The organism is Bacillus sp. MBGLi79, from assembly GCF_002953915.1.
In genome coordinates, this window is the sequence record NZ_CP026521.1 from 439,253 (window position 1) to 448,554 (window position 9,302).

Consider the following 9,302-nt stretch of genomic DNA (forward strand, 5'->3'; position numbering starts at 1 on the left):
CTTGGCGGAGATTCCATCAAAGGAATTCAGATGGCGAGCCGCTTGAACCAGCACGGCTGGAAGCTGGAAATGAAAGATCTCTTCCAGCATCCGACGATCGAGGAGCTGACCCAATACGTAGAGCGTGCCGAAGGCAAACAGGCAGACCAAGGCCCGGTGGAGGGCGAAGTCATCCTGACGCCGATCCAGCGCTGGTTCTTTGAAAAGAACTTCACGAACAAGCACCACTGGAACCAATCGGTGATGCTTCACGCCAAGAAGGGCTTTGATCCTGAACGTGTGGAGAAAACATTGCAGGCGCTGATCGAGCATCATGACGCGCTTCGCATGGTTTACCGTGAGGGACAGGAAGATGTCGTTCAATACAACAGAGGACTTGAAGCCTCTTCCGCTCAATTGGAGGTCATCCAGATTGAGGGACAAGCGAAAGATCATGAAGACCGTATAGAGAGAGAAGCGGAGCGTTTGCAAAGCAGCATCGACTTGCAGGAAGGCGGATTGTTAAAAGCGGGATTGTTCCAAGCGGAAGACGGAGACCACTTGCTGCTTGCCATTCACCACTTAGTGGTTGACGGCGTGTCGTGGCGGATTTTACTGGAGGATTTCGCCGCGGTATATACGCAGCTTGAGCAAGGCAATGAACCGGTTCTCCCGCAGAAAACACATTCATTTGCAGAGTATGCAGAGAGATTGCAAGACTTCGCGAACTCCAAAGCCTTTTTGAAAGAAAAAGAGTATTGGAGACAGCTTGAAGAACAAACTGTCGCAGCAAAGCTTCCGAAAGACCGCGAATCTGGTGATCAGCGAATGAAACATACAAAGACAATTGAATTCTCGCTGACTGCTGAAGAGACAGAACAGCTCACCACAAAGGTGCATGAGGCATATCACACAGAAATGAATGATATTTTGCTGACGGCATTCGGATTGGCGATGAAGGAGTGGACAGGCCAAGATCAAGTAAGTGTTCATTTAGAGGGGCATGGACGTGAAGAAATCATAGAAGACCTGACCATTTCCCGCACAGTCGGCTGGTTTACAAGTATGTACCCGATGGTGCTTGATATGAAGCATGCGGATGACCTGGGCTACCAGCTGAAGCAAATGAAAGAAGATATCAGACATGTGCCGAACAAGGGAGTCGGATATGGCATTCTGCGCTATCTGACGGCACCGGAACATAAAGAAGATGTGGCGTTCTCGATTCAGCCGGATGTCAGCTTTAACTATTTAGGACAGTTCGATGACATGTCGGATGCAGGCTTGTTCACGAGATCAGAGCTGCCATCAGGACAATCGTTAAGCCCGGAAACAGAAAAACCGAACGCGCTGGATGTTGTCGGATATATCGAAAACGGAAAACTGACGATGTCACTGGCCTATCATTCTCTTGAATTTCATGAAAAAACGATAAAGTCATTCAGCGACAGCTTTAAAGCGCATCTACTCAGAATCATTGAACATTGCCTATCTCAAGATGGTACGGAACTGACCCCGAGTGACCTTGGTGACGACGATTTGACGCTGGATGAGCTTGATAAATTAATGGAAATTTTCTAATAGAGGTGGCATATGAGCAAAAAATCGATTCAAAAGGTGTACGCACTGACACCAATGCAGGAGGGAATGCTGTATCATGCGATGCTTGATCCGCATTCTTCCTCATACTTCACACAATTAGAGCTTGGGATTCACGGCGCTTTTGATCTTGAAATCTTTGAGAAAAGCGTCAATGAACTGATTCGGTCATACGATATTCTCCGTACGGTATTTGTGCATCAGCAGCTGCAAAAACCGCGTCAGGTCGTATTAGCGGAACGCAAAACAAAGGTGCATTATGAGGATATCAGTCATGCAGACGCGAGCCGCCAGAAAGAGCACATTGAGCGTTACAAACAAGACGTTCAGCGACAAGGCTTTAACCTGGCAAAAGATATTTTGTTCAAGGTGGCAGTTTTCCGCCTTAATGCAGATCAGCTGTATCTCGTCTGGAGCAATCATCATATTATGATGGACGGCTGGAGCATGGGCGTCCTCATGAAAAGCCTGTTCCAAAACTATGAAGCGCTCAGAGCAGGCAGGACACCGGCAAACGGTCAGGGCAAGCCTTATTCCGACTACATCAAGTGGCTTGGAAAACAGGACAATGAAGAAGCGGAGAGCTACTGGAGCGAGCGCTTGGCGGGTTTTGAACAGCCAAGTGTGCTCCCGGGCCGCCTGCCTGTGAAAAAAGACGAATACGTCAATAAAGAATATTCATTTACATGGGACGAAACACTGGTTGCCCGTATTCAGCAAGCCGCAAACCGCCATCAAGTGACAGGGCCTAACCTATTTCAGGCCGTTTGGGGCATTGTTCTCAGCAAATACAACTTTACGGATGATGTGGTCTTCGGAACGGTCGTCTCGGGCCGGCCGTCTGAAATCAGCGGGATTGAAACGATGGCGGGGCTGTTTATCAACACCATTCCGGTGCGGGTAAAAGTTGAACGAGATGCTGCTTTCGCTGATATTTTCACAGCTGTTCAGCGGCATGCAGTTGAAGCGGAGCGTTACGATTACGTGCCGCTCTATGAGATTCAAAAACGCTCAGCCCTTGATGGCAATCTCTTAAACCATTTGGTCGCGTTTGAAAATTATCCGCTTGATCAGGAGCTTGAAAATGGCAGCATGGAAGACCGCCTCGGGTTCTCGATCAAGGTAGAAAGCGCATTTGAACAAACGAGCTTCGATTTCAACCTGATTGTGTATCCGGGCAAAACGTGGACCGTCAAAATCAAATATAACGGCGCCGCCTTTGATTCCGCTTTTATCGAACGGACAGCGGAGCACCTTACCCGCATGATGGAAGCAGCTGTCGATCAGCCGGCCGCGTTTGTGCGTGAGTACGGGCTTGTGGGAGCCGAAGAGCAGCGGCAAATTGTCGAGGTGTTTAACAGCACGAAAGCCGAACTCCCGGAAGGAATGGCTGTTCATCAAGTGTTTGAAGAGCAAGCGAAACGGACGCCGGCGAGCACTGCCGTTGTATATGAAGGAAACGAGCTGACATATCGCGAGCTGAATGCAGCGGCCAATCGTCTGGCGAGAAAGCTGATTGAGCAAGGCCTTCAAAAAGGGGAAACAGTCGCGATTATGAACGACCGCTCAATAGAAACCGTTGTCGGCATGCTGGCTGTGTTAAAAGCAGGCGCCGCATATGTGCCGCTTGATCCAGCGCTTCCTGGGGACCGTCTTCGGTTCATGGCAGAGGACAGCTCCGTTCGAATGGTCTTGACCGGAATTTCTTATACAGAGCAGGCGCATCAGCTGCAGGTGCCGGTCCTTACACTGGACATAGGCTTGGATGAGAGCGAAGCGGCTGACAATCTCAACCTGCCATCCGCCCCGTCCGACTTGGCATACATCATGTACACATCCGGTTCAACGGGCAAACCAAAAGGCGTCATGATCGAACATAAAAGCATTCTGCGCCTCGTCAAAAATGCCGGGTACGTTCCTGTTACTGAAGAGGACCGTATGGCGCAAACAGGAGCGGTCAGCTTTGATGCCGGAACGTTTGAGGTATTCGGCGCACTGCTAAATGGCGCAGCGCTTTATCCGGTCAAAAAAGAGACGCTGCTTGATGCGAAACAATTTGCTGCATTCCTGCGCGAGCAAAGAATCTCGACGATGTGGCTGACATCACCTTTATTCAACCAGCTTGCCGCAAAGGATGCGGGTATGTTCGGCACACTGCGACATTTAATCATCGGCGGAGACGCCCTTGTCCCGCATATTGTCAGCAAAGTCAAACAGGCATCGCCGTCGCTTTCTTTGTGGAACGGATACGGCCCGACAGAAAACACGACGTTTTCAACAAGTTTTCTGATCGACCGCGAGTATGGCGGCTCTATCCCAATCGGGAAGCCGATCGGAAATTCCACTGCCTACATCATGGATGAGCAGGCACGCCTGCAGCCGATTGGCGCACCCGGCGAGCTTTGCGTCGGCGGAATCGGTGTGGCGCGTGGCTATGTCAATCTCCCTGAGCTGACGGACAAGCAATTTCTCGAAGACCCGTTCAGACCGGGTGAAAGGATTTATCGCACTGGCGACTTGGCAAGATGGCTGCCGGACGGCAATATCGAATTTTTAGGCAGAATCGACAACCAAGTGAAGGTGCGCGGCTTCCGAATTGAGCTTGGCGAAATTGAAACAAAACTGAACATGGTTGAGCATGTGACAGAGGCTGCGGTGATCATCCGCAAAAACAAAGCGGATGAAAATGAAATTTGCGCGTACTTTACGGCGGACCGTGAAGTTGCTGTGAGCGAGCTGAGAAAAAAGCTATCTCAGTCTTTGCCTGACTATATGGTCCCTGCCCACCTGATTCAAATGGACAGTCTGCCGCTCACGCCGAACGGGAAAATCAACAAAAAAGAACTGCCCGCGCCGCAATCAGAAGCCGTGCAGCCGGAATACGCAGCACCAGAAACAGAGAGTGAAAAGAAATTAGCGGAGATCTGGGAAGGAATACTCGGTGTCAAAGCAGGTGTTACCGATAACTTCTTTATGATCGGCGGCCATTCTTTGAAAGCGATGATGATGACGGCAAAAATCCAAGAGCATTTCCATAAGGAAGTACCGATTAAAGTGCTTTTTGAAAAGCCGACCATTCAAGAATTGGCGCTGTATTTGGACGAGAACGAAAGCAAGGAGGAGCAGACGTTTGAACCGATCAGGCAAGCACCTTATCAGCAGCATTATCCTGTATCCCCGGCCCAGCGGAGAATGTATATCCTCAATCAGCTTGGACAGGCAAACACAAGCTACAACGTCCCCGCTGTACTTTTGCTGGAGGGAGAAGTAGATCAAGACCGGCTTGAAAACGCGATGCAGCAATTAATCAACCGGCACGAAATCCTTCGTACATCGTTTGACATGATCGACGGAGAGGTTGTACAAACCGTTCATAAAAACATATCGTTCCAGCTGGAGGCTGCCAAGGGACGGGAAGAGGACGCGGAGGAAATGATCAGAGCGTTCGTTCAGCCGTTTGAATTAAATCGTGCGCCGCTCGTCCGTTCGAAGCTTGTCCAGCTGGAAGAAAATCGCCACCTGCTGCTCATTGATATGCATCATATTATCACTGACGGCAGTTCAACAGGCATTCTGATCGGTGATCTTGCCAAAATGTATCAAGGCGCGGATCTGGAGCTGCCGCAAATTCACTATAAAGATTACGCAGTTTGGCACAAAGAAAACGCTGATTATCAAAAGTATGAGGCATACTGGCTGGATGTCTTTAAAGGCGAGCTGCCAATACTGGATCTTCCCGCGGATTTCGAGCGGCCTGCTGAGCGGAGCTTTGCGGGAGAGCGCGTGATGTTCGGGCTTGATCAACAGATGACTGCTCAAATCAAGTCACTCTTGGCAGAAACGGATACGACAATGTACATGTTTTTGCTGGCGGCACTCAATGTACTCCTTTCTAAGTACGCGTCGCAGGATGATATCATTGTCGGCTCGCCGACAGCTGGCAGAACACATCCTGATCTGCAAGGTGTGCCGGGGATGTTTGTCAACACGGTAGCACTCAGAACGGCACCAGCCGGGGATAAAACCTTCGCGCAATTCCTTGAGGAGGTCAAAACAGCCAGCCTTCAAGCATTCGAACACCAGAGCTATCCGCTTGAGGAGCTGATTGAAAAGCTTCCCCTTACAAGGGATACAAGCAGAAGTCCGCTGTTCAGCGTGATGTTCAATATGCAGAATATGGAGATTCCTTCTTTAAGATTAGGAGATTTGAAGATTTCCTCGTATTCCATGCATCATCATGTGGCGAAATTTGACCTCTCCTTGGAAGCGGTCGAGCGTGAAGACGATATCGGCCTAAGCTTTGACTATGCGACTGCTCTGTTTAAGGACGAGACGATCCGCCGCTGGAGCAGCCACTTTGTCAATATCATCAAAGCGGCCGCGGCTAATCCGAACGTTCGGCTGTCTGAAGTAGATATGCTTTCATCTGCAGAAACGGCTGCTTTGCTGGAAGAAAGACATATGACTCAAATTACGGAAGCCACCTTTGCAGCTCTTTTTGAAAAACAGGCCCAGCAAACACCTGACCATCCTGCGGTGAAGGCTGGCGGAAATCTGCTGACCTATCGCGAGCTTGATGAACAGGCGAACCAGCTGGCGCACCATCTTCGTGCCCAAGGGGCAGGAAGTGAAGAGATCGTTGCGATTGTTATGGACCGGTCAGCTGAGGTGATGGTATCCATTCTCGGTGTCATGAAGGCGGGGGCAGCTTTCCTTCCGATTGATCCTGATACACCCGAAGAACGAATCCGTTATTCATTAGAAGACAGCGGAGCAAAAATTGCGATCGTCAATGAAAGAAACATGACGGCTATTGGGCAATATGAAGGGACAATCGTCAACCTTGATGAAGGTAAATGGAGAAATGAAAGCAAGGAGCGCCCAGCATCCATTTCAGGGTCTCGCAATCTTGCATATGTCATTTATACGTCCGGTACGACCGGAAAGCCGAAGGGCGTGCAGATCGAGCATCGCAATCTGACAAACTATGTCTCTTGGTTTAGTGAAGAGGCGAGCCTGACGGAAAAGGATAAGACTGTATTGCTATCCTCTTACGCATTTGACCTAGGCTATACGAGCGTGTTCCCCGTGCTTCTGGGCGGGGGCGAGCTCCATATCGTACAGAAGGAAACCTATACGGCGCCGGATGAAATAGCGCACTATATCAAGGAGCATGGGATCACATATATCAAACTGACCCCGTCTCTGTTCCATACAATGGTGAACACATCCAGTTTTGCAAAAGAGGCGAACTTTGAATCCCTGCGCTTGATCGTCTTGGGAGGAGAAAAAATCATCCCGGCTGATGTTCTTGCCTTTCGCAGGATGTATGGACATACCGAATTTATCAATCACTACGGCCCGACAGAAGCAACGATCGGCGCCATCGCCGGACGGATTGATCTGTCTGAGCCGGATGCATTTGCGAAACGCCCGACAATCGGAAAACCGATTGCGAATGCCGGTGCGCTTGTCTTAAATGAAGCATTGAAGCTTGTGCCGCCGGGAGCGAGCGGGCAGCTCTATATTACGGGACAGGGGCTTGCGAGAGGATATCTCAACAGGCCTCAGCTGACAGCCGAGAGATTTGTGGAGAATCCATATTCGCCGGGCAGCCTCATGTACAAAACCGGAGATGTCGTACGGAGACTTTCTGACGGTACGCTTGCATTTATCGGCCGGGCTGATGATCAGGTGAAAATCCGCGGCTACCGCATTGAGCCGAAAGAAATTGAAACGGTCATGCTCAGCCTCAGTGAAATTCAAGAAGCGGTTGTGCTAGCGGTTTCGGAGGGCGGCCTTCAAGAGCTTTGCGCGTATTATACGTCGGATCAGGCCATCGAAAAAGCAGAGCTCCGGAACCAGCTTTCACAAACACTGCCGTCTCATATGATTCCTGCTTTCTTTGTGCAGGTTGACGCAATTCCGCTGACGGCAAACGGGAAAACCGACAGAAACGCTTTGCCGAAGCCGAATGCGGCACAATCTTCTGGCAAGGCCTTGGCGGCACCGGAAACAGCGCTTGAAGAAAGCTTATGCCGCATATGGCGGAAAACGCTTGGCATAGAAGCCATCGGCATTGACGACAATTTTTTCGATTTAGGCGGCCATTCATTAAAAGGAATGATGCTGATTGCCAACATTCAGGCAGAATTGGAGAAAAGCGTACCGCTTAAAGCACTGTTCGAGCAGCCGACTATTCGCCAGCTGGCGGCTTATATGGAGGCATCTGCTGTTTCACGCTGCCATCAAGTCCTCAAACCGGCTGACAAGCAGGCTATGTATCCATTATCATCCGCGCAGAAACGGATGTATGTGCTCAATCAGCTTGACCGCCAGACGATAAGCTACAACATGCCATCTATTCTTTTAATGGAAGGTGAGCTTGATGTTTCGCGCCTGCGCGACTCGCTCAATCAGCTTGTGAACCGTCACGAATCATTGCGGACGTCATTTATGGAAGCTAATGGTGAGCCTGTTCAGCGCATTATTGAGGAGGCGGAGGTTGATCTTCATCTGTTTGAAGCGGAAGAAGACGAAGCGGACCAAAAGATTAAGGAATTTATCCAGCCATTTGACTTAACCGACGCACCGCTCATTCGCGCCGCTTTGCTCCGAATAGAAGCGAAGAAACATTTGCTGCTTTTAGATATGCATCACATCATCGCAGACGGCGTCTCAAGAGGCATCTTTGTAAAAGAATTGGCGCTGCTTTACAAAGGAGAGCAGCTTCCAGAGCCGTCGCTTCATTATAAAGATTTCGCCGTTTGGCAACATGAAGCTGAGCAAAAAGAACGGATGAAGGAGCATGAGGCGTACTGGCTGTCGGTTCTTTCAGGCGAGCTGCCAGAGCTTGATCTCCCGCTCGATTACGCCCGTCCGCCTGTGCAAAGCTTTAAAGGAGATACGGTTCGTTTCCGTACGGGAAGTGAGACGGCAAAGGCGGTCGAAAAACTGCTTGCTGAAACCGGAACGACCTTGCACATGGTGCTCCATGCTGTTTTCCACGTCTTTTTAAGCAAAGTTTCGGGACAGCGGGATATCGTCATCGGCTCCGTTACTGCGGGCCGGACGAATGCTGATGTCCAAGACATGCCGGGAATGTTCGTCAATACACTTGCCCTGAGAATGGAAGCGAAAGAACAGCAGACATTTGCGGAGCTTCTGGAGCAAGCGAAGCAGACGAACCTGTCAGCGCTGGAGCATCAGGAGTATCCATTTGAAGATCTGGTTAATCAGCTTGATCTCCCTCGGGATATGAGCCGAAATCCAGTATTTAATGTGATGGTGACGACAGAAAACCCCGATAAAGAACAGCTTACATTGCCAAATCTGAGCATTTCACCTTATGAGGCTCATCAGGGAACCTCTAAGTTTGATTTGACATTGGGCGGGTTTACTGATGAAAACGGCATTGGCTTGCAGCTCGAATATGCGACAGATCTGTTCACAAAAGAAACGGCTGAAAAATGGAGCGAATACGTTCTGAGGTTACTAAAGGCTGTTGCGGAAAACCCGAACCAGCCGCTTTCCAGCCTGTCACTCGTCACTGAAACAGAAAAACAAGCGCTTCTCGAGGCATGGAAGGGAAAGACGCTGCCTGTGCCGACAGACAAAACGGTTCATCAGCTATTCGAAGAAACGGCTCAGCGCCACAAAGACCGCCCTGCTGTCACATACAACGGCCGATCCTGGACGTACGGTGAGCTGAATGCGAAGGCAAA

The 9,302-nt window shown here is 50.0% G+C and carries 3 protein-coding genes and 2 pseudogenes; all 5 read left to right on the top strand.

Annotated elements, in window-relative coordinates:
- Positions 1–1,560 (top strand): condensation domain-containing protein (locus C1T29_RS02340; protein ID WP_231516534.1); only part of this gene is annotated, 1,560 nt, incomplete at its 5' end.
- Between the two features lie 81 nt (positions 1,561–1,641).
- Positions 1,642–4,617: pseudogene (srfAB, locus tag C1T29_RS24635) on the top strand (surfactin non-ribosomal peptide synthetase SrfAB); the annotation flags it as partial.
- A 91-nt stretch (positions 4,618–4,708) separates the two neighbouring features.
- Positions 4,709–4,849 carry a competence protein ComS gene (gene comS, locus C1T29_RS24640; RefSeq protein WP_231516564.1) on the top strand — a complete coding sequence of 47 codons (141 nt, stop codon included), beginning with the start codon at positions 4,709–4,711 and terminating at the stop codon, positions 4,847–4,849.
- Positions 4,795–7,737, top strand: a pseudogene (srfAB, locus tag C1T29_RS24645) (surfactin non-ribosomal peptide synthetase SrfAB); the annotation flags it as partial. The gene comS and the pseudogene srfAB (C1T29_RS24645), both read left to right, overlap by 55 nt.
- 150 nt (positions 7,738–7,887) lie before the next feature.
- A partial coding sequence (locus tag C1T29_RS24650) for a condensation domain-containing protein (RefSeq protein WP_231516565.1) occupies positions 7,888–9,302 on the top strand: 1,415 nt, incomplete at its 3' end.